Source organism: Vreelandella zhanjiangensis DSM 21076 (genome assembly GCF_000377665.1).
GTDB lineage: Bacteria > Pseudomonadota > Gammaproteobacteria > Pseudomonadales > Halomonadaceae > Vreelandella > Vreelandella zhanjiangensis.
In genome coordinates, this window is sequence record NZ_KB898650.1 from 184,210 (window position 1) to 210,687 (window position 26,478).

Annotated in this window: 31 protein-coding genes and 1 riboswitch; of the genes, 17 read left to right on the top strand and 14 right to left on the bottom strand. The window is 53.8% G+C overall.

Annotation, left to right across the window (positions count from 1 at the left end; translation table 11 throughout):
• Positions 1-98 precede the first annotated feature (98 nt).
• Complete coding sequence (locus D467_RS0111600) at positions 99-1,427, bottom strand: hypothetical protein (protein ID WP_018917695.1); 1,329 nt, start codon at positions 1,425-1,427, stop codon at positions 99-101.
• A gap of 282 nt (positions 1,428-1,709) precedes the next feature.
• On the opposite strand from D467_RS0111600, the gene D467_RS0111605 reads away from it, so the two are divergent.
• The 5 genes from D467_RS0111605 to D467_RS0111620 all read left to right on the top strand — a co-directional run bounded on the left by D467_RS0111605 (position 1,710) and on the right by D467_RS0111620 (position 5,387).
• A complete protein-coding gene (locus D467_RS0111605) occupies positions 1,710-2,363 on the top strand; it encodes a hypothetical protein (RefSeq protein WP_018917696.1) in 654 nt (217 codons plus the stop codon).
• Between the two features lie 142 nt (positions 2,364-2,505).
• The gene (locus D467_RS19935; protein ID WP_167324157.1) at positions 2,506-2,655 is read left to right on the top strand and encodes a hypothetical protein; all 150 of its coding nucleotides are present in this window, start codon (positions 2,506-2,508) and stop codon (positions 2,653-2,655) included.
• The gene (locus D467_RS0111610; RefSeq protein WP_018917697.1) at positions 2,652-3,386 is read left to right on the top strand and encodes a metal ABC transporter ATP-binding protein; all 735 of its coding nucleotides are present in this window, start codon (positions 2,652-2,654) and stop codon (positions 3,384-3,386) included. Before D467_RS19935 ends, D467_RS0111610 begins: the two co-directional genes overlap by 4 nt.
• Complete coding sequence (locus D467_RS0111615) at positions 3,370-4,260, top strand: metal ABC transporter permease (protein ID WP_018917698.1); 891 nt, start codon at positions 3,370-3,372, stop codon at positions 4,258-4,260. Before D467_RS0111610 ends, D467_RS0111615 begins: the two co-directional genes overlap by 17 nt.
• Positions 4,261-4,280: 20 nt before the next feature.
• Positions 4,281-5,387: a metal ABC transporter solute-binding protein, Zn/Mn family gene (locus D467_RS0111620; RefSeq protein ID WP_018917699.1), complete on the top strand. Its 1,107-nt coding sequence runs from the start codon at positions 4,281-4,283 to the stop codon at positions 5,385-5,387.
• 74 nt (positions 5,388-5,461) lie between these two features.
• On the opposite strand, the gene D467_RS0111625 is transcribed toward D467_RS0111620, so the two are convergent.
• Positions 5,462-6,334, bottom strand: coding sequence for a LysR family transcriptional regulator (locus tag D467_RS0111625; protein WP_155826485.1), 873 nt, complete (start codon positions 6,332-6,334; stop codon positions 5,462-5,464).
• Between the two features lie 138 nt (positions 6,335-6,472).
• Here D467_RS0111625 and ampC point away from each other — a divergent pair, with 138 nt between their 5' ends.
• The 6 genes from ampC (at position 6,473) to D467_RS0111655 (ending at position 13,388) form a co-directional block, all read left to right on the top strand.
• Positions 6,473-7,645 carry a class C beta-lactamase gene (gene ampC / locus D467_RS0111630; RefSeq protein WP_018917701.1) on the top strand — a complete coding sequence of 391 codons (1,173 nt, stop codon included), beginning with the start codon at positions 6,473-6,475 and terminating at the stop codon, positions 7,643-7,645.
• A 255-nt stretch (positions 7,646-7,900) separates the two neighbouring features.
• Positions 7,901-8,929 (top strand): UDP-glucose 4-epimerase GalE, encoded by a 1,029-nt coding sequence (gene galE, locus D467_RS0111635; RefSeq protein ID WP_018917702.1) that lies wholly within the window; start codon positions 7,901-7,903, stop codon positions 8,927-8,929.
• Positions 8,930-9,126: 197 nt separating this feature from the next.
• A complete protein-coding gene (locus D467_RS0111640; protein WP_018917703.1) occupies positions 9,127-10,317 on the top strand; it encodes a glycosyltransferase family 1 protein in 1,191 nt (396 codons plus the stop codon).
• On the top strand, positions 10,305-11,474 hold the full coding sequence (gene glf / locus D467_RS0111645; RefSeq protein WP_040460408.1) for a UDP-galactopyranose mutase: 1,170 nt from the start codon (positions 10,305-10,307) through the stop codon (positions 11,472-11,474). Before D467_RS0111640 ends, glf begins: the two co-directional genes overlap by 13 nt.
• A 35-nt stretch (positions 11,475-11,509) precedes the next feature.
• On the top strand, positions 11,510-12,652 hold the full coding sequence (locus D467_RS0111650) for a hypothetical protein (protein ID WP_018917705.1): 1,143 nt from the start codon (positions 11,510-11,512) through the stop codon (positions 12,650-12,652).
• 70 nt (positions 12,653-12,722) lie between these two features.
• Positions 12,723-13,388: a cupin domain-containing protein gene (locus D467_RS0111655; RefSeq protein ID WP_018917706.1), complete on the top strand. Its 666-nt coding sequence runs from the start codon at positions 12,723-12,725 to the stop codon at positions 13,386-13,388.
• A gap of 11 nt (positions 13,389-13,399) precedes the next feature.
• Here the strand turns inward: D467_RS0111655 and D467_RS0111660 are convergent, their stop codons facing one another.
• A complete protein-coding gene (locus D467_RS0111660; RefSeq protein WP_018917707.1) occupies positions 13,400-13,768 on the bottom strand; it encodes a DUF6164 family protein in 369 nt (122 codons plus the stop codon).
• Position 13,769: 1 nt separating this feature from the next.
• A complete protein-coding gene (gloA, locus tag D467_RS0111665; protein WP_018917708.1) occupies positions 13,770-14,303 on the bottom strand; it encodes a lactoylglutathione lyase in 534 nt (177 codons plus the stop codon).
• Between the two features lie 174 nt (positions 14,304-14,477).
• On the opposite strand from gloA, the gene D467_RS0111670 reads away from it, so the two are divergent.
• From D467_RS0111670 to D467_RS0111695, 6 genes are all read left to right on the top strand, one after another.
• Entirely contained in the window at positions 14,478-14,852 is a 375-nt protein-coding gene (locus tag D467_RS0111670) for a DUF2237 family protein (protein WP_018917709.1), read from the top strand.
• A 159-nt stretch (positions 14,853-15,011) separates the two neighbouring features.
• A riboswitch (TPP riboswitch) is annotated at positions 15,012-15,107 on the top strand.
• Between the two features lie 26 nt (positions 15,108-15,133).
• A complete protein-coding gene (gene thiM / locus D467_RS0111675) occupies positions 15,134-15,934 on the top strand; it encodes a hydroxyethylthiazole kinase (RefSeq protein WP_018917710.1) in 801 nt (266 codons plus the stop codon).
• Complete coding sequence (thiE, locus tag D467_RS0111680; protein WP_018917711.1) at positions 15,934-16,554, top strand: thiamine phosphate synthase; 621 nt, start codon at positions 15,934-15,936, stop codon at positions 16,552-16,554. Before thiM ends, thiE begins: the two co-directional genes overlap by 1 nt.
• 13 nt (positions 16,555-16,567) lie before the next feature.
• Entirely contained in the window at positions 16,568-17,488 is a 921-nt protein-coding gene (locus tag D467_RS0111685) for a LysR family transcriptional regulator (protein ID WP_018917712.1), read from the top strand.
• Between the two features lie 84 nt (positions 17,489-17,572).
• Entirely contained in the window at positions 17,573-17,995 is a 423-nt protein-coding gene (locus tag D467_RS0111690) for a DoxX family protein (RefSeq protein ID WP_018917713.1), read from the top strand.
• Positions 17,996-18,078: 83 nt separating this feature from the next.
• On the top strand, positions 18,079-18,816 hold the full coding sequence (locus tag D467_RS0111695; RefSeq protein WP_018917714.1) for a DODA-type extradiol aromatic ring-opening family dioxygenase: 738 nt from the start codon (positions 18,079-18,081) through the stop codon (positions 18,814-18,816).
• A gap of 20 nt (positions 18,817-18,836) precedes the next feature.
• Here the strand turns inward: D467_RS0111695 and D467_RS0111700 are convergent, their stop codons facing one another.
• The 10 genes from D467_RS0111700 to rplO form a co-directional block, all read right to left on the bottom strand.
• A complete protein-coding gene (locus D467_RS0111700) occupies positions 18,837-19,712 on the bottom strand; it encodes a DMT family transporter (RefSeq protein ID WP_026285737.1) in 876 nt (291 codons plus the stop codon).
• Between the two features lie 97 nt (positions 19,713-19,809).
• Entirely contained in the window at positions 19,810-21,135 is a 1,326-nt protein-coding gene (locus tag D467_RS0111705; RefSeq protein ID WP_018917716.1) for a D-alanyl-D-alanine carboxypeptidase family protein, read from the bottom strand.
• A gap of 338 nt (positions 21,136-21,473) precedes the next feature.
• A complete protein-coding gene (gene rplQ / locus D467_RS0111710; RefSeq protein WP_018917717.1) occupies positions 21,474-21,860 on the bottom strand; it encodes a 50S ribosomal protein L17 in 387 nt (128 codons plus the stop codon).
• Between the two features lie 39 nt (positions 21,861-21,899).
• Positions 21,900-22,895 (bottom strand): DNA-directed RNA polymerase subunit alpha, encoded by a 996-nt coding sequence (locus tag D467_RS0111715; protein WP_016915790.1) that lies wholly within the window; start codon positions 22,893-22,895, stop codon positions 21,900-21,902.
• 123 nt (positions 22,896-23,018) lie between these two features.
• Entirely contained in the window at positions 23,019-23,639 is a 621-nt protein-coding gene (rpsD, locus tag D467_RS0111720) for a 30S ribosomal protein S4 (protein WP_018917718.1), read from the bottom strand.
• A 12-nt stretch (positions 23,640-23,651) separates the two neighbouring features.
• Entirely contained in the window at positions 23,652-24,038 is a 387-nt protein-coding gene (gene rpsK / locus D467_RS0111725; RefSeq protein WP_009099028.1) for a 30S ribosomal protein S11, read from the bottom strand.
• A gap of 52 nt (positions 24,039-24,090) precedes the next feature.
• Positions 24,091-24,447 (bottom strand): 30S ribosomal protein S13, encoded by a 357-nt coding sequence (rpsM, locus tag D467_RS0111730; protein WP_018917719.1) that lies wholly within the window; start codon positions 24,445-24,447, stop codon positions 24,091-24,093.
• A 123-nt stretch (positions 24,448-24,570) separates the two neighbouring features.
• Entirely contained in the window at positions 24,571-24,684 is a 114-nt protein-coding gene (gene rpmJ / locus D467_RS19710; protein WP_009099023.1) for a 50S ribosomal protein L36, read from the bottom strand.
• A gap of 27 nt (positions 24,685-24,711) precedes the next feature.
• Positions 24,712-26,043, bottom strand: coding sequence for a preprotein translocase subunit SecY (gene secY, locus D467_RS0111735; RefSeq protein ID WP_018917720.1), 1,332 nt, complete (start codon positions 26,041-26,043; stop codon positions 24,712-24,714).
• Complete coding sequence (rplO, locus tag D467_RS0111740; RefSeq protein WP_018917721.1) at positions 26,044-26,478, bottom strand: 50S ribosomal protein L15; 435 nt, start codon at positions 26,476-26,478, stop codon at positions 26,044-26,046.

Genomic DNA, 26,478 nt, shown 5'->3' on the forward strand with positions numbered 1-26,478 from the left:
CGCTGCTTCCGAAGTAAAGAGCCCGCTAAGGGCTCTATTAGACTTACAATTTAAGACTAACTTTTACAATTAACTTCATAGCACTAAGATTAAGGGAGTTAGTTTTCTATTATTTTTATTTCAAAAAACCGCTCATACCCTGAGTAGGATCCATTTTTAAAACTTTCATGTTTCATCGAAAACTCCCAACAACCAAGTAAAACATTCATATCTTCTAACGATACTATTTTATTCACTAACTCTTCATAAACTTCAGTAGCTGCAACATATACTAACTCCGCACAGATATGAGAAAAACTCTCATCATATAAACTTTCATCATCTTCCTTACATACAAACAACTTAATTTTAAGATTTGTTGCACTCTCTTCACAACCTGACACTAGATAATCAATGCTCGAGACACTTCCTATTTTAAACTTCAAAGGTTTTGAATCTGCACCCCAGCCTTGATAAATAGGTCTATATTGATCACAAGGAAGGCCATGTGACTTTAAAAAGTCTTTTGCTTCAAAAGGGTTCCATCCTTTCTCTTTCGGCACTGGCACTCTAATAAAATCCATTATTTTTAGTTTTATTGCTTCATCAATTGATGCATCAACATCTTTTTTTGTTACTATGTTTGTCTTTTTAAACTCCAGAGATTCTTTCCAAGACTGTAAAGTTTGAATGTCGAAATCAAACCGCATAATTGCTTTAAACTTAAGATATTTAAAAAGCTTATCATCCTGCATCCAGAAACCAATTCTTCTAAATACATTCTCATATGCTACATAAGTCCTAAGCAACATCATATAAGGGATAAACGTTATAGAAAGCAATACAGGAACCAGTAAATCAAAAAATTTTACCCATAAGAAAAACTCATTGGGACTAGATGTTATTTTCACCAAACTATATATAATATATATGAATGCGATTAAAACAATTAACCAATGCGCAACTTTCTGAGCAGGCTTGTAATCACTATTATGTTTTGCAAAAACTTCAACTGCTGAAAATAAAAAAATCAAGGGTACGAGGAACAGTTCCAAATATAAAGGCAATGTAAATGCTCCCGCAATAAAAGAAATTATAACGGACAACGCGAACACAGCTTTAAGATAACTTATAAGATAACTCTCTTCATTTAGCAATTCCTTATCATTCAAATTAAAAATTCTAATAAATGCAAACCCTAAAAACCACCAAACTGTTACCTTAACATTCTCTCCCCTCCATAATCCTACTTGAGCCATAACTAACAAGCATAAAACTATCCAAGCAAGAGCTATTACAAGCACTTTTATAATATCTTTTTTAAAGAAAGCTTTAACAACATTCAAGAACCCGAGACTTAACCCCTTTTGTCTTGCCTTAACATGGGAAAAAGCAAGAAAAAAAACAATCCATATTAAGATTGCAACCTCTCTAGAATTCAACTCCATCAGAACCTCAACGTGAAAGTATAAATCATCAATGTGTTTTCATTTCTTCTAAAAGATACAACTCTCTTTAATTATACAAAACCGGCTGGAAAATATAAATTGCATTTATATTCAATATTCCTAATCAAATATTTTCGTAGGGTTTTGCTACTAATAAAGACGCATTAATCATCAAAGAAATTACATAGCAATTACCATACATGTATCTACTACTATAATTTTTCCCGCCCCATTTGCATGCTACGCTTAACGTCATTCCCCTTTGATTACAGGATTTTCACCATGCGTTTAAACCACTTGCTGTGCGCGCTGCTATGCGCGGTTGCGCTGCCGGCTCAGGCGCAGACATCGGATGAATGGGCGAGTTATGACGATGTTTTTGAGCGCGGGGCTAGCCAGGCCAACGTTTGGCAGTGGGGTTGGACGGGCATTTATGGCGCAAGCCTTGCGGTTAACGCTTACCAGTCCAGTGAAGCGAGCGATAGCGATGACCGGTTTGATGCGCGGGTGGGCGTGGTGAAGTCGGCGCTGGCATTGGGCGGAATGCTGATGGAAAGCCAGCCGCATCAGGCGGCGTTAGTAGAGTATGAGCGCCTAAAAGCGCGCGGTGAGCTCAGCGGCGTGCAGGCGTTGGGGCTGGAGCTTGCTCAAGCCGAGCGGGAGCGCCGCGGCTTTGGTGCACGGGTTGGGTCGCTGATCGTCAACGGGATCGCGGGCGGCGTGATTGCGGCGGATGGCCGTGAGCGCGATGGCGCGGTGAACTTTGCAACCGGCATGCTGGTCAATGAGCTGCAAATTTGGACCCAGCCGAACCAGGCATCTTCGGCGATTAACCGCTTTCAACCGGCACGCGTTTCGTTGGGGCCCGTTAGTCTTGAGGGCGAGTACGCGCTAATGGTGTCTCCGCAGCAAATTGGCGCCACCTGGCGCTATTAACACCTTATTGCATGTATCAATTGCTAAATTAGTAAGCGCGCTTATCATTGTCACATTCATGGAAGCGCGTAAAATATTCGGCAATTTTTTGGTTCTGCCAAATGTTATGTTATAACTTATTCTATCATTAAGAGGATATTCAGTGAGTCATCGCACGCACCGTCATAACCGGGAAGGGCCTTGCCACTTCTCTTTAATGTCACTGTCGGCCACTAAACGGTTGGTATTTGTGGCTGTGCCGTTAGTGCTGCTGTGGGCGCTGGTAATTTGGGCAGGCGGGTGGCCGCAATGAGTCAGCACGCTTTATCACACCTGACGCTTAGGAACTTACATCTGGCCCAGGGGCGGCGCACGGTATTAGAGCACCTTGATGGGGAGTTCAAGCCGGGGGCGATTACCGCGCTAATTGGTGCTAATGGGGCGGGTAAAAGCACGCTTATTCAGGCCATCATGGGCGAGCTGAGGCCTATTAGCGGTACGGTATCGTGCACTATCGCATCCGAACGGCGTGCCTGGTTGCCACAACAGCTGGCGCTCGATTTAACGTTTCCGATGAGCGTGGAAGAACTGGTAATGACTGGCACTTGGCCAAGCCATGGGGCGCTTAAGGGTTACTGTGCGGCGCATTATCGTCGCGGCCGCGACATCATGGCGCGTTTGGGTATTTCGCATTTGGCCCATCGCCCGCTGGGTGAGCTTTCTGGCGGCCAGCGCCAGCGGGCGTTAATTGGGCGCACGTTAATGCAGGAAGCCGAGCTGCTGCTGCTTGATGAACCCTTCGCCAACGTTGACAGCGATACGGTGGATATCCTGATTCGCATATTGCGCGAAATGGCGGATAACGGGGTCACGATTATTGTTGTGCTGCACGATATGGACCACTTACGGCGCTTGGCAGATGAGGTGTTGATGCTAAACGGTGGCCATGGCCGCTGGGTGGCGCCCAGCGCGCTGAATCATTCCCATGCGCCTGCTCAGACAGTGCCATTTACTCTGGGGGGCCAGCATGTTGGAACTGCTTAACGCGTGGTTTATCGCCCCCTTTGATTACGGTTTTATGCGCCGGGCGGTGGTGGGTGGTTTAGCCCTTTCTCTGGCCGCCCCGCCGCTGGGCGTATTTCTGGTATTACGCGGGATGAGCCTGATTGGCGATGCCCTTGCGCATGCCATTATGCCGGGTGTAGCCATTGGCTTTTTATTCGCCGGTTTTTCGCTGCCCATCATGAGTATTGGCGGCGTGTTATGCGGGCTGATGGTGGCCTTGCTGGCCGGGGCGGTATCGAAGATCGGCGGTCAGCGTGAAGATGCGGCACTGGCGAGCTTTTTTATTATCTCGTTGGCCGCGGGGGTCATGTTGATCTCCATTGGTGGGAGCAGCGTGGACTTAACCCACGTTTTGTTTGGGTCTATTTTGGCGGTCAACTCCACCGCTCTGATGCTTATCGCGGGCATAAGCACGCTCATTCTCATCACTCTGGCAGTGATTTTTCGGGCACTGGTGGTGGAATGCCTAGATCCATTGTTTTTACGCGGTCAAAACCGCCGAAACGGCTGGGTACATAGCGTATTTCTTGCGCTTTTAGTGCTCAACATGACCGCCGGGTTTCAGACGTTGGGCACCATGATGGCCGTAGGTTTAATGATGCTGCCCGCCACCGCCGCACGTTTTTGGAGCAGGCGGCTTGAAGGGCTGATGGCGATTTCGATCATGATCGCTATTACGGCCAGTACGGGCGGCTTGCTGCTCTCGTTTCACTTAGATATTCCCTCGGGGCCTAGCATTATTCTACTGGCCGGTGTGGGTTACTTTTTCTCGGCGCTGTTTGGTCGCTACCACAGTCTGGCGGCCAGGCTCAGGCGCAAGACTGCGCCGCTGAGTGCCGAGGCATCTACGTAAATCATTAAAAAGGAGTCGGTATGTCTTTACGGTTATCTTCACGCTTGCTGGTCGGTGTATCCGCAATGCTAGCGCTGCCTGCAGCCATCGCGGCGGACCGCGTTCAGGTAGTAACGAGCTTCTCGATTCTTGGCGATATCGTCGAGAATGTGGGCGGCGAGCATGTGGACGTTAAGTCACTGGTGGGCGCCGATGGTGATTCGCATGTCTACTCCCCCCGCCCGGGTGACGCTCGTGCGCTGGCGGAAGCTGATTTGGTAGTGTTCAACGGCCTGCTGTTTGAAGGCTGGATGGAGCGGCTTATTGAATCAAGCGATTACAAAGGCCCCCTGGTCACGGCGACTGACGGTATCGATAAGCTATCGTACGCGGGGCACAGCCACGACCACGGACATGATCACGATCACGATCACGATCACGGGCATGACCACGACCACGGGCATGATCACGACCACGGACATGACCACGGCCACGGGCATGATCACGATCACGGGCATGACCACGTTCACGGCGAATTTGATCCCCACGCCTGGCAGGACATGGAGCAAGCGCGGGTATACATAACCAATATTCGCGATGGTTTGATTAAAGCCGATGAAGCGAATGCCGATGAGTACCGGGCTAACGCCGATAGCTACCTAGCCGAAATGGCAGAAGTCGACGCTGAAATCCGCGAACTGATCAGTGAGATTCCGTCATCCACCAGCGTCATCACCGGCCACGATTCGTTTGGCTATTTCTCCAACGCCTACGGCATTCACTTTTTATCACCGGTTGGCCTGTCTACCGAAGTCGAGCCCAGCGGCGCGAGCATGGCGGAACTAGTCGATGTGATTAACGACCAGAACGTCCAGGCACTGTTTCATGAAAACATGACCAATCCTGCGGTCATTCAACAACTCTCGGAAGAGACGGGCCTGCCCATTGCCGGAACGCTTTACGCAGACGCCCTAGCTTCTGAAGGTGAAGCCAGCACGTACCTGGGCATGATGCGCCACAATGCTCGTACGCTGCACGACTCGCTGGCAGAGCCGGGTCATGATGACCATGAGGCTGACGAAGGACACGATCACGATCACGATCACGATCACGATCACGATCACGATCACAGCGAGCATAGCCACTAAACAGGCGCTGCAAGCATCGCGTAAACTTTTTGGCTAAGAAAGGCCGGTGTGCTTCGCCCGATAACCAGCGCCGTTCAGGCGCTGGTTGCTGTCATCAACCACTCTCTAAAAGATGCCATGGCATGGGTTTCTTCGCGTGACTGCAGACGAGTAAGCCAGTACCCACCCAGGCTAACGGCCGTCGTAAATGGCTGTACCAACGCACCACTATTCAACTGCCTTGAAAACATCAACGGGGGCGCCAAAGCCACTCCGATTCCCTGCTGCGCGGCATCCACCATGGCGATAGATGAATCAAATACGATGCTTTTAGGTAGCGGGAAATTAACCGGCCCTCCGGCCGCAAGCAGCCACTCTGCCCATTCGTCAGCGCGATAGGAGCGCAGCAGCGTCTCGTTTAATACATCAGCCGGCATTTTAAGCCGCGCGGCGATCATCGGTGTGCACATCACGGATAAGGATGCTGGCAATAAGGGTTGTGCGGCAATACCATGCCAGGCGCCGGTGCCAAAGCGAATGGCAAAATCGAGTCCTTCGGCGGCCATGTCCGTACGGTTGTTGTGCGTGGAAAGACGTAGATCGATAAAGGGGTGCTTTTCCTGAAAATCGGCCAGCCGGGGCAACAGCCAGCCCACCGCAAACGTACCCACTGCGCCTACGTTTAACACTTCACGGTAATTACTCTCGCCTAGTTGCTCTAGCGTGTGTGTGATCTGATCGAAAGCGTCTCTTAATACCGGCAACAGCCCCTCGCCCTCCTGGGTCAGCATTAATCCGCGGGGCAAGCGGGTAAATAGCGGAACCTTGAGCTGACTTTCCAGCAGCTTAACCTGATGGCTAACGGCGGCCTGGGTTACGCAGAGCTCCTCGGCGGCGCGGGTAAAGCTCAAATGGCGAGCCGATACCTCAAAGGCACGCAGCGCTTTTAGTGGCAAATAAGGACGCACTCTTTTACCCCCTAATTTTTCTAATGGCGCGTATAAAATATCGCTGTTTGTCAGGCAGCGCCATTAACCGTAATTTACTCGCCATCCAGACCATTAATACGCCAATCGTCATTCACACTTGATTATCAGGTTGTCTAAATGAACAGCATTTTTGCAGCAAAAACGAGCCTTATTATCGCAGGTTCGCTTGTTATCAGCTCATTCTCCTGGGCCTCTGATGAGCAGAATAATCCCCAGATAGATGCGCTGGTCAACGACACCATAACAGCGCTAATGGCGGAACATCGTATTCCAGGTATGGCCGTGGCGCTGAGTGTTGATGGCAAGCGGTATTACTTTAACTATGGTGTCGCCGATCAAGCGGCGAATACCCCAGTAACAGCCGACACCCTTTTTGAGCTAGGTTCGGTCAGTAAGACCTTTACCGCAGCGCTGGGCGCTTACGCGCAGGCGAGCGGTGCGCTGTCGTTAAACGATTCTGCCAGCCAATACCTGCCAGCGTTTGAAGGCAGCGTTTTTGATGACGTAAGCCTTCTGGAACTTGCCACCTACACAGCGGGCGGGCTGCCTTTGCAGTTTCCTGACGACGTGCAGAATGAAGACGAAATGCTCGACTACTATCGCCACTGGCAACCCGACTATGCCCCCGGTACTCACCGACAGTATTCCAACCCGAGTATTGGCTTGTTCGGCTATTTGACAGCGCAGCGGCTTGGCGAACCCTATGCGGCGTTAATGGAAGAGCATCTGTTCTCGCCGCTTGGGCTTGAGCACAGCTACCTGGAGGTGCCGGAAGAACAGCAGCCCCACTATGCCTATGGCTACTCGAAAGATGATGAGGCGGTTCGGGTAAATCCAGGCGTGCTGGATGCCCAGGCTTACGGCGTTAAATCCAATACTGCAGACATGCTGGCGTTCATTGAAGCCCACATGGATAGTTCAGCGCTGGATGAGACGCTGCGTGAAGCGTTAGAGACAACGCAAATGGGCTATTTCAGTATGGGGGATATGACCCAAGCCCTGGGCTGGGAGCGATATGCCTATCCGGTAACGCTTGATCAGCTACGCGCCGGAAATTCGCTTGAGATGGCTTTAGAAGCCAACGAAGCAAGGCGCTTACAGCCGCCGCTACCGGCAAGCCAGGACGTGTGGTTCAACAAGACCGGCTCAACCGGAGGTTTTGGTGCCTATGTGGCTTTTGTACCCAGCCAGCAGATGGGTATCGTTATGCTGGCGAATCGCAATTACCCTAACCAGGCCCGCATCGAGGCCGCCCATCATATCCTAACCGCGCTGATGGATACTCCTTAAAGAGTGATATGCCCTGGCTATGCTTAATAGTCAGGGCTTGATGTCCTGGGTTAACAATATTAGTTAAATTGCGACTTTATTACTTTTTAACTTTGGCTTAAACCTGCTTATAACACTATAAATAAATATATTCTTCGCTGTATCGCTTGCCAGTAAGCTTAGCCATTATGCGAACGCCTTTAAAAGTTAATTAATAGCTTTTAATTAGGTTTTAGCTTTTTTAAATATAGGTTTCTTTTATGAGGCCACAGCATAATGTCGAAACTATTAGTAGTGGGCGGCTGTGGTTATATCGGTTCTCATACGGTTAAATATCTCCTCTATAAAGGCCATGACGTTGTTGTTCTTGACAATCTTTCTACCGGATTTAAAGAAAGTCTTTTAGGCGGTGCATTGATTATTGGTAATTGCGGCAATCGAAAGCATCTTGATAGATTATTGGCGACACACTCCTTTGATGGCGTACTGCATTTTGCTTCTCTTATCCAGGTAGGCGAGTCAGTCGTTAACCCTGGCAAATATTATCTGAACAACGTTGTTAATACGCTGACATTACTTCAAGCACTAAAAGACCATCAGGTAGGCCCGCTGGTTTTTTCATCCACGGCTGCCGTTTACGGTGAACCCCAGACCCCGCTTTTGAGTGAAGACCATCCACAAAAGCCTTTGAATCCTTACGGCATGAGTAAGCTGATGGTTGAGCATATGCTTAAGGATTTCTCGCATGCCTATGGGCTACGCTCTGTTGCGCTACGCTATTTTAATGCCTCGGGTGCCGACCCGTTAACCCGCATAGGTGAACGCCACGCGCCTGAAACGCATTTAATTCCCCTGGCGTTGCAGGCCGCACTTGGACTGCGCGGCCCACTTAGCGTGTATGGACGCGACTATGCCACACCGGATGGCACCTGCATTCGCGACTATATCCATGTGGATGACCTGGCTGAAGCGCACTTGCTCGCCTTGGAGTATTTATGGCAAGGCGGAGAGACAGCAGCCTTTAATTTAGGCAACGGCGACGGCTTTAGCGTACAGCAAGTGCTCGATACGATTGAAGGCGTGACGGGCTACGCCGTGCCTTTTGAAAATGCACCTCGGCGTAGTGGCGATCCTGCCCGGCTGGTGGCCGATGCGCAGCTGGCCAAACAAACGCTTGGCTGGGCGCCCCGCTACGCAACACTGCCCACCATTATTAAGCATGCCTGGCAGTGGGAGGCTAAACGCCCGTCTGTATTATCAAGGCCAACTAAATTATCACAGCCAACCAAGCATTATGCTGCTTAAGGCTATTAACAGAGCAACTCTACATATCAGAAGAAACTATTAAACTAATAACCCTCAGATTATCGAAAATATAAATAGCACTAAAGCAATAAAACCAATCATATTTAGCACTACAGCAATAAAAGGGAACCCAGGGTTAGTTTACCGCACCGTTGAATTCGTAAAGCTAACCCTTCATTTAACCAAGGAGAAAATACATGCGCTGGAAGGAAGTTGAGCCACCCAGTATTGGTAAGCGACGTCAAAACAGTTTGTCATCTAACAGCCATGGGAAAGCGAATACCCATGCATCAGTTAGCGTACTGATTTGCTTTTCCCACCTGCGCTGGCGGTTTGTGTATCAGCGTCCGCAGCACATTATGTCGCGCTTCGCGGCGACCCATCATGTGGTGTTTTTTGAAGAAGCGGTACCTACCGATGCCGCCGAGCCCTGGCTTGAAAAACGTCAGGAAGAAGGCGTACAGGTACTGGTGCCTCACCTGCCCGATAGCTATCAAGGCGAGCAAGCAATTAGTGCCCAGCGCCGCCTGCTGGATGCCTTTCTGGAAGATATAGCCGCAAGCGATATTATCGCCTGGTACTACACGCCGATGAGCCTGCCCTACTCGGACCATTTGACGCCACGGCTCACCGTTTATGACTGTATGGATGAGCTGTCTGCCTTTCGTGGCGCGCCACCTTCGCTGGTGGAGCAAGAGCGCCGCCTGATCGAGCGCGCGGACCTTATCTTCACCGGTGGCGTTAGCCTTTTTGAAGCCAAGCGCCAGCTGCATCCTAACGTTCATCCATTTCCCAGCAGTGTCGATATCGCCCATTTTGGCGCTGCGCGGACACCCCAGGCAGAGCCCGAAGACCAGGCCCATCTTCCCCACCCACGCCTGGGATTTTTCGGAGTGATTGATGAGCGGCTGGATATTGAGCTCTTGCTGGCCGCTGCCACTCAACGCCCTGAATGGCAGTTCATTCTGGTGGGTCCGGTGGTCAAGATCGACCCGGAAACGCTCCCCAAGCTACCCAACATCCATTACCTGGGCTCCAAATCCTACGCTGAATTGCCCCAGTATCTGGCCAGTTGGGATGTCGCGCTGATGCCCTTTGCGCTGAACGAATCCACTCGGTTTATTAGCCCGACCAAAACCCCCGAGTATCTGGCCGGCGGGCGTCCGGTTGTCTCTACACCGATCACCGATGTGATACGTACCTACGGGGATAGCGGTGTCGTCAAGATTGCCCAGACACCCGCTGAGTTTGTAAGCGCTATCGAAGAGGCACTGGAAGATGCCCAGCAGCAGGACCGGGTATGGCAACTGGCGGACGCAGCGCTGAGCGATATGTCCTGGGACACTACCTGGAAGCTCATGGAGGAGAAAATGCGATGTGTAGTATGAAGCGCGCGTCCAACCCTACCTATGACTACCTGATTGTCGGCGCGGGCTTTGCGGGCAGCGTGCTGGCTGAACGCTTGGCCAGCGTGCTTGATAAGCGCGTTCTGGTCATCGACCGGCGCCCGCATATTGCCGGCAATGCGTTTGACCACTACAACGAGGCCGGCGTGCTGGTGCATCGCTACGGCCCGCATATTTTTCATACCAACGCTAAGCGGATCGTCGATTACTTATCCCACTTCACCCAATGGCGCCCCTATGAGCATCGCGTACTCGCGCAGGTAAACGACCAGCAGGTGCCCATCCCCATTAACCTGACCACGCTTAACATGCTCTATGGACTGAACCTGGATGAGGAGCAGGCGGCCGAGTTTCTCGCCTCGCGCGCCGAGCCGGTTGAGCATATCCGCACCTCTGAAGATGTGGTTGTAAACCAGATAGGCCGCGAGCTTTATGAGACGTTTTTTCGTGGCTATACGCGTAAGCAGTGGGGGCTTGACCCTTCGGAGCTGGATAAATCGGTGACGGCCCGCGTGCCGACGCGCACCAATACCGATGATCGCTACTTCACGGATAGTTTTCAGATGATGCCCCAGGATGGGTACACCGTCCTTTTCGAGAACCTGCTTAATCACCCCAATATTACGCTTCAATTAGGTGTGGATTTTGAAGCGTTACGCGACCAGATCGATTATCACCACTTGATCTACACCGGGCCGATTGATGAGTACTTTGGCTACCAGTTGGGCAAGCTGCCCTACCGCTGCCTGCGTTTTGAGCATAAAACGTTCGATCAGGCAGTGTTTCAGCCGGTGGGCGTGGTCAACTACCCGTCAGAGGACGTGCCCTATACGCGGATCACCGAGTACAAGTACCTGACCGGGCAGCGGCATCCCAAAACCAGCGTGACCTATGAGTTCCCCACCGACCAGGGCGACCCGTACTATCCTATTCCGCGGGCCGAGAACACCGAGCTTTACCGGCGTTACCGTGCGCTGGCCGATGCCACGCCGGGCGTCACCTTTCTGGGTCGGCTGGGCAGCTACCGCTACTACAATATGGATCAGGTGGTGGGCCAGGCCCTGGCAACCTTTGAGCATCTGGCGGAAAAACATGCCAGCGATTCATTGGCGCAAGCCAGCGCAACGCGGGTAAGCTAAGACGCACCGCTTCACCGACAAGAGCGTAAAACGGCATGCATCAGCCGAGTCTGTTTAAAAGTTTTTTTCTGGGAGGGTTCGAGTGCTCTACCCATCGCCGCCGGGATGGGCGGCGACTGGATTTGATTGCTGGCACCCGGCACGATCAGTACGCCAGTAACGACTACGCAGCGCTTGCCCATCATGCCATTCACAGCGTACGCGACGGCATGCGCTGGCACCTTATCGAGACCGCCAAAGGCCGTTACGACTGGAGCAGCGTGCTGCCAATGATACGTGCGGCCAAGGCGCAGCGTACCCAGGTCATCTGGGATTTGTGCCACTACGGCTGGCCGGATGATATTGATATCTTCAAGGCTGAGTTCGTTGAGCGCTTTGCCGCCTATGCCGCGGCCGCCACGCGGCTTTTACGCGATGAAGGCATTGAAGCGCCGCTTATTACCCCGCTTAATGAAATCTCGTTCTGGGCCTGGGCGGGGGGGAGCGTGGCCCACTTCAACCCCACCGTGCGCCGTCGGGGCGATGAGCTTAAATGCCAGCTGGTACGCGCCGCCATTGCCGCCATGGAAGCGGTTCGGGAAATCTCGCCCAGGGCGCGCTTTATTCAGGTCGACCCCATCATTCATGTGGTATCCCGCTCCACCCGGCGCCAGGGTCGCGAACGTGCTGAGCGGCTTAAGTTCGAGCAGTACGCGGCGTGGGATATGCTGTGTGGCGAGCTTTACCCTGAGCTAGGTGGCAAGCCTGCCTACATGGATATCATGGGGGTGAACTATTACCCGCATAACCAGTGGTACGCCAATCGTCAGGATATCCCCATGGATAGCCCCGACTACCGTCCTTTCCATAAGCTTTTGGCCGATGCCTATCAACGTTATGGAAAGCCGCTGCTGATTGCGGAAACCGGTGCTGAAAGCGAGCGCCGCGTACCGTGGGTACGTTATGTGTGCGAGCAGGTCGAGATAGCCTTGCGCCAGAACATTCCCGTTGAGGGCATCTGCCTGTACCCAATAACCGACTATCCCGGCTGGGAGAATAACCGCCACTGTAGAACGGGCCTGCTGGGGTATGCCGACGCGCAGGGCCAGCGTCCCGTCTTCTCAGCGTTGGCAGATGAATTGACGCTTCAAAGGCGGCGTTTTCAAAGGCAGCCAACGCTTGAGGCGCTCAACGCATAGCATTGCCGGGTTGCAATTGCCGGGTGATCTATCGAGACTGTGCAGATTCATCCGCTACCGAGCTAACATCATGCACTTGAATGCCGATTTTTCTCAGTTTGTCAGCGTGACCCCGGAGCAGTACCGGTGGGTAGACGCCCCCATTGCGGGCGTTGAACGCATGATGCTGGACCGGGTCGGCGACGAAGTAGCCCGTGCCACCAGCTTGGTGCGCTATGCGCCCAATAGTCAATTCTCCCCTCACGCCCATGGCGGTGGTGAAGAAATATTGGTGCTGGAAGGCGTTTTCGCCGATGAGCACGGCCGTTACCCGGCGGGAAGCTACCTGCGCAATCCGATCGGTACCGCCCATACGCCGCAGATTGGCGATGAAGGCGCGCTGATTTTCGTCAAACTGCATCAGTTTGACCCCAACGATACGCTGCAGCTGGCCGTACCGGCCCACCGGCTACCCTGGCAGCCCGACCGTCGGCCGCGCATTGCTTACAAGATGCTCCACACGTTCAAGCAGGAACGTATTAGCCTGGAGCATTGGGCGGCGGGTACTTCAATTGCCTACCCCACGCTTAAAGGCGGGCTTGAACTGTTTATTCTGGAAGGCACGCTAAGCGATAGCACGCACCACTACACGGCTGGCACCTGGTGCCGCTACCCGACGGGTGCAACGCCTGCGTTAACCGCGGGTAGTGAGGGCGTCAGGATGTACCTTAAACGCGGCCACCTGACAGCGGCCTAACGGCAAAGGCGCTAACCCCGCAGTAAGCCTAAAAAAGGGCCTACCGTAAGGGCCACAATCAGCCCCACCGCGATGAGCACCAGCGCGACTTGCACGGGGTGTTCAAGGAGCCGCCGCCAAAGCGTTGGCGCGTTCCCTTGAGCTTGGGCCTCGTGTAATTCGCGCTGAGCATGGTTAAAGCGCGCTACCTGATACGCGGCCAGGGCGGTTTCGGCCGCTTCACGCTGGCTTTCGTCGCGTAGCCAAATAGCATCGACCCCCAAGCGGAAAAACCCCGCCTGGGTTTCGTAAACATCAAAGCGATGCTCGGCGAGTAAGGCGCGAATTTCCATGGCTTCTTCATCGGTAACGTGACGCAGCCGAAACAGCAAATGTGCCATATTAGTCGCCTGACGCCGCCATTAGGTCTGCCTGGACGACTTCAATCCAGTAGCCATCTGGGTCTTTGACGAACACGACGTCTTTCATTTTGCCTTGATCGGCCCGCTTTACGAACGTTACATCGTGCTCGTCAAACCAAGCTTGGGCGGCTGATAAATCCGGCACGCTAAAGCAGATATGCCCAAACCCCTGAGGCTCGGCATTGCCATCGTGGTAGGCAAAGTCTTCCTGGCTCTCAGTGCCCCAGTTATGGGTAAGCTCTAAGAGGCCTTTCTGGCTGAAGGTCCAGGCGGTACGTGCCTGAGTATCTTCCGGCACCTGATCGCTGGCTTCCAGATTGGCTAAGAAGTAGAGCGAAAACTGCATCTCTTCGAAATCCAGCCGACGCAGTACCTGCATACCGAATACCTGCGAGTAAAAAGCCAGCGACCGTTCAGGGTCTTTCGCCCGCAGCATTGTATGGTTTAAACGGAAACCTTGGGTCTGCGGAGCAACGGGTGCAACGCCTGGATACTGCTCGCCTTCAAAACTCATCTTAGGATCCTTACGAATTTTGCTGCTAAATGATTCGATTTAGCAGTTATCTTTGACAAAACTGACACCGTGTACAAGCCTATAGTTAAACGCAACCATCGCTTGATGAAACTGTGGTTACACACCATGTGGGCAGGATACCGATTATTCTAGCCCTGACACTCCGGAGGCGACATGTCGCGTGATCTAAATGTGCTGGGCGAACCCCTGACGCCTTGCTGCCATTCACCCAAAACGGGCTTTTACCGCGATGGTTTTTGCCGTGTGGGTCCTGAAGATGTAGGGATCCATGCCATCTGCGCGATTATGACAGAGGAGTTTCTTGCCTACTCTCTGGCGCAGGGCAATGATTTAAGCACGCCTAAACCCCAGTTTGGTTTTCCCGGCCTATCACCCGGTGATCGCTGGTGTTTATGCGCCAGCCGTTGGCAGCAGGCGGCTAACGTGGGGGTGGCGCCGCCGGTCATTTTATCCGGTACGCATGAGAAAGCGCTTGAAGTAACCACCCTGAACATTCTACGCCAGCACGCCCTGGATCTGGTTTATTAGCGCTTTGCGGCTGTCGAGAATAACCGTAGTAAATGACTGTCGTGAAGAACTGTTGTGAAGAACTGTTGTGAAGAACTGTTTTGAAGAACTGTATGAACGACGGCAACTGCTTTAGACGTCACTGATGCTTTACACCTCCTCCCCAGGCTAGGATAGTAGCCCTACCGACAGGGGCGCTTGAGATCATCGAGCTGAGACGCACCCTTTGAACCTGAACCGGATAATACCGGCGTAGGAAGTCGCGGTGTCGTTTCGCACCCGATCTACGCTGTGAGGTGGCTATGACATCACTCCCGCTTGGCGAGGCTCTCTTCGCCGTGCAACGCACGACACCGCTGGTGCACTGTATTACCAATTTTGTGGCAATGAACAGCACCGCTAACTGCCTGTTAGCGGTGGGCGCGTCCCCTGCCATGCTGCATGCCGTCGAGGAAGTTGCCGAATTTACCCGCTTGGCCGGGGCGCTATCGATCAATATCGGCACGCCTTCGCCAACCTGGGCCGAAGGCATGCAGCAGGCGGCGAAGGCAGCGCAGGAAAATAACATTCCGTGGGTATTTGATCCGGTTGCCGTGGGTGCCACACGCTACCGGCAAACCCTTTCTCAGCAGTTGCTGGCGTTGGCACCCAGCGTGATTCGGGGCAATGCTTCAGAAATTATCGCGCTGACGGGCCTGACTCACCAGGGCCGAGGTGTCGATGCCACGGCGTCAATCGACGAGGCCCGGGACGCCGCTATTACCCTGGCTAATCGGCAAGGCTGTATTGTCGCCATGACCGGCGAGCATGACTTCATTACCGATGGCACCCAGCACTGGCGGCTAACCGGCGGACATTCGTTAATGCCACGAGTAACCACTCTTGGCTGTGCATTGAGCGCCACTGTGGCGGCGTTTATCGCCGCCCAGCCTGAAACACCGTTAGTGGCGACCGTTGCGGCACTGGGAAGCTTTGGCGTGGCAGGTGAGCGCGCAGGAGCGCTGGCAACTGGCCCCGGCAGCTTCCAAGTGGCGCTTCTGGATGCGCTTTATCAACTGACGCCAAGCGATCTTGATACGTTCACCGGCCTGGAGAAAGGTTAATGCGCTTTGATCTTTCGCTCTATCTGGTGACGGATGCCCGCTTATGCCAACCCTATAGCCTTGAGCGCACGGTCGTTGAGGCCGTCGAGGGAGGCGTAAGCTTTGTTCAGCTGCGTGATAAGCAGGCAAGCGATGTCGATATGATTAAGCAGGCTAAACGCCTCAAGGCCGCCCTGTACGGTAGCGGTGTGCCGCTGGTGATTAATGACCGTTTGATGGTCGCGCTGGAAAGCGGTGCGGATGGGCTACACGTCGGGCAAAGCGACACCGCCGCTCAACAGGCGCGCACCGCAATGGGCCCCGACGCAATTATCGGGCTTTCCATTAACACGCTTGCGCAGCTTCAAGCGGCCCCGGCTGAGCTCTTGGACTATGTGGGGCTAGGCCCGGTGTTTGCCACGCAGAGTAAACGTGACCATGCGCTACCTATCGGTTTTGAGGGCCTTGCGCAGCTGGCCGCTGCCTCGCCCCTACCCAGCGTTGCCATCGGCGGGTTAAAGGCCGACCATAGCGAGCAGGTCTTCCGTGCCGGCGCAAATGGACTGGCGGTTATTTCAGCTATTTGCGGCCAGCCCGCCCCTTATCAGGCCGCTCGCCTTTTTACCCGGCCCAGCCTTTAAGTGACGTGATTTTATGCATCAGCTCGAGCCGATAGTCGCCTTTATGCGAGTTGCCGAATTAGGCAGCTACACGCGCGCTGCCGAGGCATTAAACCTTTCCCGTACGCGAGTTTCGCGCTTGGTCATGGCGCTTGAGGAAACGCTGGGAGTACGGCTCATTCAGCGCACCACACGGCGCCTGCATTTAACGGCGGAGGGCGAGCGCTATCTGGCTCATGCGCAGACAATTGTGCAAGCGCTTGATGAAGCCGCCGCCGATGTCGGCAGCGGCGTTTCTGAGATGCGCGGCCGATTACGTATCAATGGACCCATGAGTTTTGGCGTCGGCTATCTCTCCCCGCTGGTCGCAAGCTTTATGGCCCAGCACCCTGGCTTGGATGTACGTCTGGACTTGAACGACCGCCGGGTGGATCTTCTCGAAGAGGGCTACGACGTTGCAATCCGCATCGGCAGCCTGCCGGACTCAAGCCTGGTGGCGCGCCGCCTGACACGCTGCCGAATGCTTTTTTGCGCCTCGCCTGACTATCTTGCCAAACACGGCGCCCCTGCCAATATAGAAGCTTTAAAGCAGCACCAGTGCCTGCACTATCGTAGCGGCCCGACCCCTGGCGACTGGCGTTTTGGCAATATCACGCTGTCCACCCACGGCCCGCTTGAAAGCAACAACGGTGATGTATTAACCCACGTTGCCGAAGCGGGGCTGGGCATCGCCCACCAGCCGAGCTTTTTGGTTACAGAAAGTATTATTGAAGGCCGCCTGATACCGATCTTGACCGATTTGACACCACGCATGCTGGATATTCATGCGCTTTACCCGGCCCGGCGCTTTTTACCTGTCAAAGTAGAGCGTTTTATCGATCACTTGGCGGCGGCTTGGGGCGACCCGCCCTACTGGGAGCGTGACATGGGATTGTCGCCTATTACGCAACAGTGATGTTCGTTAAACGTCGATTATCTCTCAGTCATAACCACGTAAAGTTTCTTCATTGAAACATCGTTCCCCAATGGAGACACCCTCATGAATACACCCTCTTCCGCGATGACTGCGCCTGCGAATATTCAACCCCACGCCATCGCGCTGCTTCGCGTTTCGCTTGGTGTTATGGCACTGGCCCATGGCCTGCTTAAAGTCTTCGTATTTACACTGCCGGGGACGGTGGGTTATTTCGAATCGCTGGGCCTTCCGGGTTTTCTAGCTTACTTGACTATTCTGGGTGAGCTGGGTGGCGGCTTAGCGCTAATACTGGGCGTTTACACGCGCTGGATTAGCCTTGCCATGATACCGCTACTGCTGGGCGCCACGTCGATCCACCTGGGCAACGGTTGGATGTTTTCCAATGAAGGCGGCGGCTGGGAATTCCCGCTGTTCTGGACCGTTGCACTGCTGGTTCAAGCAGGTTTAGGTAGCGGCAGCTTCAGCCTGGGTCGTCTTTTCCGCTAGTTTGAAAGCCCTATTTTTGAAAGCCTCATTCTTTGCCTTGGCGCTCAACCCGAGCGTCGGGGCTACCGTTAGGAGATGTCATCATGTTACCTAGCCTGTTTATATCCCACGGCTCCCCAATGTTGGCGCTCAACCCGACCCCAGCGCATCAGTTTCTACGCGAGCTGGGCAAAACGCTGGCACCCAAGGCAGTCGTTGTCGTTTCTGCTCATTGGGAGAGCCTTGCGCTCAAGGTAAGCAACACGGCCTGGCCGGAAACCATTCACGACTTTGGTGGTTTTCCACAGGCGCTGTTCGAGTGCCAGTACCCTGCTCCGGGTGAGCCTGAACTGGCTGAGCGTCTGGCGGCACTGCTCGGTGCCCAGAGTGTCGAGCGTGGGCTCGACCACGGTGCTTGGGTACCGCTCTCGCTCATGTTCCCGAAAGCGGACATTCCGGTGGTATCTGTCTCGCTGCCCATACGCTGGTCCAATCAGGCGCTTGCCGAGCTAGGTAGTAAACTTGCCACGCTGCGTGACGAGGGTATTTTAGTTATTGGTTCGGGCAGCTTGACCCACAATCTGTACGAGACAATGCCCATGGGCAGCACCATGCCAGACTGGGTGGGCGAGTTCGCAGATTGGGTCGATAGCAAACTTGCAAGTAATGACCGCGACGCATTACTTGACTGGCAGGACGCTCCCGAAGCCCGCCGAAACCACCCAACCCCCGAGCATTTTCAACCATTACTGGTGGCGATGGGCGCAGGAGGCGACGCCAAGCAGCTGCACCATAGTGTCGAGCATGGGGTACTGGCGATGGATGTATATGCGTTTGCCTGAAGCAGTCCGCTTCATCACCTTCATGCAGAGGGACGGCGTTTCAAGGTTGTTCGGCGGTCATGGTAGGCAATTGCCAGGCCGCTGCTGATAATCAGCACGCTGCCCACCCATACCCAACTGTCCGGCGTTTCGTCCCAAAACCACCAGCCAAGCGCCACGGCCCATAGCATGGCGGTGTAATCAAACGGCGCGGCAATGGCCGCTGCCGTATAGCGAAACGCCAATGTTAGAAACGCCGTCGCGCTCACGCCTAATACGCCTGAAGCCAAAAACCCCAGCCAGTGGTGCGGCTCAGGCGTTTGCCATACCCAGGGCAAACACAGTCCGGTGATCACAAACGGCACGAGCATCATATAAAACACCATGGCCCATAGATGCTCCTGGCTGCCATAGCGCCGCGCGGTGATCATCATCAACGCATAGAACAGCGCCGCGGCCAGCATGATCAGCGCGCCTAGATGAAACGCATCGCCGCCCGGCCTGACCACCACCAGTACGCCCACAAATCCAATAAGTGAAAAGATGACGACAGGCCGGTCAATCCGTTCACCGAGCATGGGGACTGATAGCAGAGTGACAAATAACGGGGCGACAAAGGCAATCGCGGTAGCTTCTGCCAGAGGTAATAGCGTTAGGCCCATCACAAAACTCACCATCAACGCCGTGTAGATCAATCCACGTACTAAATGAACGACGGGGCGCTGGGTGCGCAGTTTTTGCAGCCCGCCTGACGTACAGGCCAGCAATACAATCAGCGGCAGTGATACCAGGGTACGAAAGAAGATGATCTGCAGCGGAGAATGCACTTCACCCAGCCACTTAGCAATGGCGTCCCCCAGGCATAAAAACAGCACGCCGGCGCACATGAAAAGAATGCCTTTAAATGACGCTGTCACGCGCGCCCCCAAGTTGTTGGTACGGTTTAAAAACAAAAGCCCCCGCTAATCAACCAAGCGTTAGCGGGGGCTTTGCTCTGCTTTTCATATCGCAGTTTTAAAGGCTGGCGTTAACCACCATGCACTCCATGCCCTGCAGCTGAAGCTCGCGGCACGCTTCACGGGCATGCTGCTCATCCAGCGCTACCAAGCGGGCGCGGTAAACCGGGGTTTGGCCTTCAAGGGTATCTACCGCAATACGCCCGGATAAATTCTGCGTTAAGCGCTGGGCTGCCTGCTGAGCTAACTGTTGCGCCTGAGCTTCCTGACTAAACGCACCTACCTGAATGCCCCAGTGTCCGCTTGGCGGCGCTTCAATGATGCGCTCGCGCTGAATAAAGTCCTGCAGAGGGTCAGCACTCGAACCTGGTGACACTTCGCTCGGGCCTTCAACGGTCATCTTGGCCAGACGCTCATCCACCATAGCGCTTGGGCTAGGTGAAATTGTGGTGGTATCCACACGGGCGAGCATTTGGCTGGGCTGGGAAACCGGTGCCGGGCGCGAAGGCGTGATCGGCGGAGTAGAGGACGGGAAACTCATGTAATCCTGTGAAAAGCTGGTATCCGCAAGCCAGCTGCGATGATCGCGCAACTCAGCCCGCATAAAGCTTCTATCCAGTAAATTGGCCATATGCGTATCTCGGGAGGAGGCGCTAAAGCCCCCCATCACCACTGCGACCATCCGCCGACCGTCGTGTACGGCTGTGGTTGCCACGTTGAATCCAGACGCGCGAATAAAGCCCGTTTTTAGCCCATCGGCACCGGGGTAGCTGCCCACCAGGCGGTTATGGCTGGTGTGACGCGTGCCGCGATAGGTGAACTCCTGCAAGCCGAAGTAATGATAATACTGGGGAAAATCCTGTATGACGCGCACCGAGAGAGTGAGCATGTCGCGAGCCGTGGTCATCTGCTGATCATCAGGCAAGCCGGAGGCGTTACGAAAGGTGGTCGCCGTCATGCCGAGCTCGCGCGCTTTCTCGGTCATCATGCGGGCGAACTGTTGTTCACTACCGCCTAGCGATTCACTGAGTACAACGGCGACGTCATTGGCAGAACGTACCGCCAGGGCACGAATAGCGGTATCCACAGGGATGGTACTGCCCGCCGAGAGCCACAGCTTGGTGGCGGGCATGGCGGCGGCCTGAGCGGACACGGGTAGAGCCTGATTAAGGCCTAGATCGCCGTTTTCCAATGCTTCAAAGGTTAGATATAACGTCATCATCTTGGTCAGCGATGCGGGGTAGCGTGGTGCATCGGCGTTTTCCGAGTACAGCACTTCGCCATTTTCAAGATCGACTACGATACCGGCATAACGCGGATTCGCCTGGGCGGCAGATGCCATGATAGCCGTTAGAAATAGCAGGAATATCGCAAACCATGCCATTGCCCCTTTATTATATTTAACTCCCCTCGCCGCCATGTCCGCCCCTTGCTGATGTCATCTGCGCTGGAAATAAACCCATATTCTCTCAACGTGCTCGCACACGGCTTGCCCTGCGCACTGTTTATGCGCTGATCAAATACGCTGGAGATATCAATTCGATTATGTCTGCTGGTTCAAAACACTCTCTAGACTAGCACGCTCGCCGTGTAATTTAACGCTTTGTGCAGAGTATATACGCAACAGATAAATACACGAGGTAGCGCAAGACGCCAGACACAAAAAAACCGACCCAGCTGGGTCGGTTTTCATTCTGCTTTAAAGAGGCTGCAGCTAAAGATTTACTCTTCAGCAGCGGCTTCTTCAGCAACCGGACGGTCTACTAGCTCAACATAAGCCATAGGCGCGTTGTCGCCGGTGCGGAAACCGCACTTGAGAATACGGATGTAACCACCCGGACGCTCGGCGTAACGCGGACCCAGCTCGTTGAACAGCTTGCCAACGGCTTCTTTGGAACGTGTGCGAGAGAACGCCAAACGACGGTTCGCAACGCTATCCTGCTTGGCTAAGGTGATCAGCGGCTCGATAACGCGACGCAGTTCCTTGGCCTTAGGCAGGGTTGTCTTGATGACTTCATGTTCGACCAGCGAGACAGACATGTTCTTGAACATGGCCTGACGATGCGAGCTGGTGCGATTCAGATGACGACCACTCTTACGATGACGCATGGTTGTAATTCCTTACCAAACTGGGACTCGAGTCGACACTCACGCGGAGGCCTTGTCGTCCTTCAGGCTAGCGGGCGGCCAATTTTCCAACCGCATGCCGAGGGACAAGCCGCGCGCCGCCAAAACGTCCTTGATTTCATTCAAGGATTTTTTACCGAGGTTCGGTGTCTTCAACAGCTCAACTTCAGTGCGCTGGATAAGATCACCGATATAGTAAATATTCTCGGCTTTTAGGCAGTTCGCGCTGCGAACGGTCAACTCAAGATCGTCTACGGGGCGCAATAGGATAGGATCAACATGATCCTCTTCCTCTTCGACTTCCTGCTCTTTATCAGCTTCCAGGTCGACGAAGGCGGCCAGCTGCTCTTGCAGAATGGTCGCACTGCGACGGATAGCCTCTTCCGGATCCAAAGTACCGTCGGTTTCCAGATCGATAATCAGCTTATCGAGATCGGTGCGCTGCTCAACACGAGCGGCTTCAACCGAGTAGGAAACGCGGCGGACAGGGCTGAAGGTGGCATCCAGCTGCAGGCGGCCAATAGCACGGGTCTCTTCATCAGAGCCACGGGCGTCAGCCGGTTCGTAGCCACGACCCAGCGCTACCTTAAGCTGAATTTTCAGCTCGGCACCTTCATTGACATGTGCAATGACGTGGTCCGGGTTGACGATTTCGACGCTATGATCAAGCGCAATGTCGCCAGCAGTGACGACGGCTGGGCCCTGCTTGTTCAGCGAGAGCACCGCCTCATCGCGGCTGTGCATCTTGATCGCAACATCTTTCAAGTTCAGGAGGATTTCGATGACATCTTCCTGCACCCCTTCGAGCGCACTGTACTCGTGCTCTACACCAGCAATTTCAGCCTCTACCACGGCAGCGCCGGGCATAGACGAAAGCAGAATGCGACGCAGTGCATTCCCCAGGGTGTGACCAAAACCACGCTCGAACGGTTCGAGAACGATCTTGGCATGATGTGCGCTGATTTCTTCTACCTTGATATCGCGAGGACGAAGAAACTCTGTCACTGAACGCTGCATATGAACACCTTTCAGGCTGCCAAACGGATACTGTGTTCTTAAGAACAAGTACTCAAGAGCATCTGGGCGGTTAGCTTTGCTACCCCGCCCAGGCTTCAAGAAGCAGAGATTAATTAACGCCGCTTACTTGGAGTACAGCTCGACGATCAGGTTTTCGTTGATGTCGGCAGTCAGGTCACCGCGTTCAGGCAGAGCCTTGAAAGTGCCTTCCATCTTCTTGGCGTCGATTTCGATCCAAACAATATCGCCACGGTTGGCCGCAATGGACAACGCGCTTTGAATACGGGCTTGGTTCTTCGCCTTTTCGCGAATGGCAACAACGTCACCCGGCTTCACTTGGTAGGAAGCTACGTTAACGGTACGGCCGTTCACGGAAACTGCCTTATGGCTAACGAGCTGACGCGCTTCAGAGCGAGTCGAGCCGAAACCCATACGGTAGACGACGTTATCCAGTCGGGATTCGAGCAACTGCAACAATACTTCACCGGTCGCGCCTTTCAGGCGAGCAGCTTCTTTGTAGTAGTTACGGAACTGTTTTTCGAGTACGCCATACATGCGACGTACTTTTTGCTTCTCGCGAAGCTGCAAGCCGTAGTCTGAAAGACGCTGACGACGTTGGCCGTGTACACCCGGAATCTGCTCGGATTTACACTTTTTCTCGAAGGGAGTCACGCCACTCTTCAAAAAGAGATCGGTGCCTTCACGACGAGACAGTTTGCACTTCGGTCCAATATAACGAGCCATGAATCTGTCTCCTTAAACGCGGCGTTTCTTAGGCGGACGGCAGCCATTATGGGGAATGGGCGTCGCGTCTACGATGCTTTGCACGCGGAAGCCTGCGGCATTGAGTGCGCGCACGGCGGATTCACGACCGGGACCTGGGCCTTTAACCAGTACGTCTACGTTTTTCACACCATACTCGGCTGCAGCAGTTGCTGCACGCTCACTTGCTACTTGAGCAGCGAACGGGGTGCTCTTGCGAGAACCACGAAAACCCGAACCACCGGCAGTTGCCCAAGAAAGCGCATTGCCCTGGCGGTCTGTGATCGTCACGATCGTGTTGTTAAAAGAGGCATGGATATGCGCAACGGCGTCCACTACCTGCTTTTTAACCTTTTTACGGTTACTACGCGGGTTAGCCATGTTGATGTCTATTCCTGTCTTAACGCCGGCTCTCTATTAAAGAGCCTGCGTATTATTTGCGGATCGGCTTACGCGGGCCCTTACGGGTGCGCGCGTTAGTCTTTGTCCGCTGACCACGCAGCGGAAGACTACGACGATGACGCAGACCACGGTAGCAGCCTAAGTCCATGAGACGCTTAATGTTCAGCGTTACATCACGACGAAGGTCGCCTTCTACGGTGTACTTACCAACTTCAGAACGCAGGGTATCCAGCTCTTCGCCAGACAGATCCTGGATCTTGGTAGTCAGCTCGATACCAGCAGCAGCACAGATGTGCTGAGCGCGGGTACGGCCAATCCCGAAGATATAGGTCAGCGAGATCGCCGCATGCTTGTTGTCCGGGATATTGACGCCTGCAATACGGGCCATCAGCTTACTCCGAAATTTGAGCGGCTTGCTCGTTTGTTCATCTACAAAAGGCGCAACAGCATACCCCTTTAACTGCCCGAAGGCAAGGGGTATGCCAAACACCCACTTAAAGCAACGTAGGAATTAACCCTGACGCTGCTTGTGCCGCGGTTCGATGCAGATGACGCGGACAGCGCCATTGCGACGAATGATCTTGCAGTTACGGCACATTTTCTTTACGGAAGCTCGAACTTTCATCGTTCTCTCCAATACGGTCGGCGCGCCTCAGCGCATGATGCCGCCGCTACCGTAGCCTTTCAGGTTGGACTTCTTCATCACCGAGTCATACTGATGCGACATGAGGTGTGACTGCACCTGGGCCATGAAGTCCATGATGACCACTACCACGATCAGAAGCGAAGTACCGCCAAAAAAGAATGGCACATTCCACGCAACGATCAGGAACTGGGGCATCAGGGAAACCGCAGTGATATACAGGGCACCGAACAAAGTCAGACGAGTCATGACTTTATCGATATAGCGAGCGGTCTGCTCGCCGGGACGAATGCCCGGCAGGAACGCACCTGACTTTTTCAGATTGTCAGCTACATCCTTCGGATTGAAGACCAGCGCTGTGTAAAAGAAGCAGAAGAATACCACTGCCGCCGCGAAAAGCAAGATGTAAAGCGGTTGCCCGGGGGCTAAAGCTTGTGATGCACGCTGCAACCACTCCATACCTTCACCAGCACCGACCCACTGGCCAATAGAGGCCGGGAAGAGCAGAATACTGGACGCGAAGATCGCAGGAATAACACCTGCCATATTCACTTTCAAAGGCAGGTAGCTGCTTTGACCTGCATACATCTTGTTGCCCACCTGGCGACGCGGGTAGTTCACTTTCAAGCGGCGTTGACCGCGTTCAATGAACACCACAAACGCAACCGTGGCAATACCTAGCACTGACAGCGCTAACAGCGGGAGAACATTCCAGGCCCCTTCGTTACGAGCGAGCTCGAACGCTTGCCCCACGGCACTGGGCAGCCCAGCGACGATACCGGCGAAGATCAGCAGCGAAATACCGTTGCCGATCCCCTTTTCGGTAATCTGCTCACCTAGCCACATCATAAACACCGCGCCTGACACAAACGTAATCACGGCGGTGAAATAGAAGCTAAAGTCAGCGCTGTAAGCGATGCCTTGGCTAGCCAGGCCGACCGACATACCGGTAGCCTGGACAAGAGCCAGTATCACCGTGCCGTAGCGGGTGTACTGACTAATCTTGCGGCGGCCGGACTCACCTTCCTTCTTAAGCTGTTCAAGATGGGGTGAGACCGCAGTCATCAGCTGCATGATAATCGACGCTGAAATATAGGGCATGATACCCAAAGCGAGGACGCTCATGCGCTCCAGGGCGCCACCCGAGAACATGTTAAACATGCCCAGGATGGTGCCCTGTTGCTCCCTAAACAAGGCAGCAAGCTGGTCAGGATTGATACCGGGAACGGGAATATGGGCACCGATTCGGTACACCACGATGGCGAGGAGCACGAAGCGCAAGCGCGCCCACAGTTCACTCAGACCGTTGCCCATCGCCGGCATATTTCCTGACTTGGCCATTTAGTCCTCTACCTTGCCGCCAGCAGCTTCGATCGCTTCACGGGCACCTTTGGTGACCTTGATACCACGAACGGTAACTGCTTTTTTCAGTTCGCCAGAAAGGATGATCTTCGCGTGTAGCGTCGCATCCTTCAGCACGTTGGCTTGCTTCAGTGTTTCCATGGTGACTTCTTCACCGGAAACTTTGGCAAGCTCGGCCAGGCGTACTTCTTCAGACACCAGCGATTTAGCTGATGTGAAGCCGAACTTCGGTAGACGACGCTGTAACGGCATCTGACCGCCTTCGAAACCAGGCTTGACGCTACCGCCACTGCGTGATTTCTGACCTTTGTGGCCACGGCCGCCGGTCTTACCAAGACCGGAACCGATACCACGACCAACGCGCTTTTCAGCGTGTTTGGAGCCCGGTGCCGGACTCAGGGTATTGAGTTTCAT